Annotated in this window: 2 protein-coding genes; both read left to right on the plus strand. The window is 53.6% G+C overall.

The window, feature by feature from the left end; all coding sequences use genetic code 11:
- A partial coding sequence (locus AC6T8Q_RS03245) for a 3-keto-alpha-glucoside-1,2-lyase-like domain-containing protein (protein WP_500677713.1) occupies positions 1-232 on the plus strand: 232 nt, incomplete at its 5' end.
- An 8-nt stretch (positions 233-240) separates the two neighbouring features.
- On the plus strand, positions 241-1,395 hold the full coding sequence (locus AC6T8Q_RS03250) for a cellulase family glycosylhydrolase (protein WP_500677714.1): 1,155 nt from the start codon (positions 241-243) through the stop codon (positions 1,393-1,395).
- Positions 1,396-1,689 lie beyond the last annotated feature (294 nt).

Genomic DNA, 1,689 nt, shown 5'->3' on the forward strand with positions numbered 1-1,689 from the left:
TGGGTATCTTCGGCCAGTTGGTGAATGGAATTTTGAGCAGATAGAGATGCGAGGCCAAAAGATCAAAGTCACGCTGAATGGAACCAAGATTTTAGACGTGGATATCGATCAGTTTGATCGCACGCAAATCGAGCACGCTCCAAAGGGACTCGACCATCGAACAGGCCGTATCGGCTTTGCGGGTCACAGCGATCCCGTGGCATATCGTAGTTTTCAGGTAAAACGTTTGTAGGGGGAGTTATGGATCGATCAAGAGCTGTCTTGCTGGCCGTCCCGCTATCCATCTGCGTGTCTTGGTTTTTGCGAACGGTGGTCTTGCGGTTGGGCTGCATGGCGATTCTCGCGAGCGGTTTGTCGGCTGCCGATAGGCAGGACTTCGTTCGCGTCAGTGGCGACCATAAGCACTTTGAGCGTGGCCCTACGAGTGAGCGATTCGTGGTCCGGGGCGTTAACTACGATCACGATCAGTCGGGTCGATTACTGGAGGAATATTGGATCGATCAGTGGTCGGTCGTGGTCGAAGATTTTCATGAAATTAAGGCCTTAGGTGTGAACTGCGTTCGGGTGCATTTGCAGTTCGGCAAGTTCATGGATAGTCCAAGCGAAGCAAGTCGAGGTGCCTTAGAACAGTTGCAAAAGCTTGTTGAGCTTGCCGAAGAGTTGGATCTGCTGCTCGACGTGACGGGATTGGCCTGCTACCACAAGGCGCATGTGCCGGCTTGGTACGACGCGTTAGACGAACAAGATCGTTGGGAAGCCCAAGCCTGCTTCTGGCGGGCCGTGGCAGAGGTCTGCGAGAGTAGCTCCGCCATCTTCTGCTACAACTTAATGAACGAACCTGTCTTGCCCGGCGCAGGGTCCGAGAATGATTGGCTACTCGGCGAACTGGGTGGCAAGTTTTTCGTACAACGCATTGCCTTGGAGCTCGGTGATCGAACCCGCGAGCAAGTGGCTGAAGCTTGGGTGAAAAAGATGGTTGATGCCATTCGCGAGCACGACCAATCGCACTTGGTAACGGTCGGAGTCATTCCCTGGGTGCATGTTTTCGGCGGAGGCAAGCCACTATTTCATGGTCCGGTGGTCGGCAAGCCGCTCGACTTTGTGGCCGTTCACTTCTATCCCGAGTCTGGCAAAGTCGATAGGGCCATCGAGAGCTTGCGTGCCTACGAAGTTGGCAAGCCGTTGGTCGTCGAGGAGATGTTTCCACTGAAATGCAGCCAGGACGAATTAGTTGATTTTGTCGATGAATCATCAACATTCGCGGATGGCTGGATTAGCTTCTATTGGGGGCAGACCGCCCAAGAATTGCGGGCCACGGATCCACCTACGCTGGCCAGTTCCATTACGGCGGAATGGCTTGATCGTTATTCACAGTTGATGAAGAACATACCGTAGTTGAACCGAATCAGTCGAGGCCGCGGCCGACCTTTGGCTTTTGAAGTTGCGCTTTTATCACAATCCGACGCGCGAGCGAGGGAAAATTGGTATTGACTGGTCCCTCGCTCACGCGGCGGGTTGGGAAAAGCCAATGCCTCATGCAATAGCGCAACTTTAAAACCTTTGACGTGGGGCATCGCGGAAAATAATTCGACCCACGAAAAAACGGCCGTCCGGGACGGCCGTTTGTTAATGGATGCGAGTTGCTCGTGTTAGCAAGACTCGAGATCCGAGTCATCCGAATCGCTTTCC

Source organism: Bythopirellula sp. (assembly GCF_041737835.1).
Taxonomy (GTDB): Bacteria; Planctomycetota; Planctomycetia; order Pirellulales; family Lacipirellulaceae; genus Bythopirellula.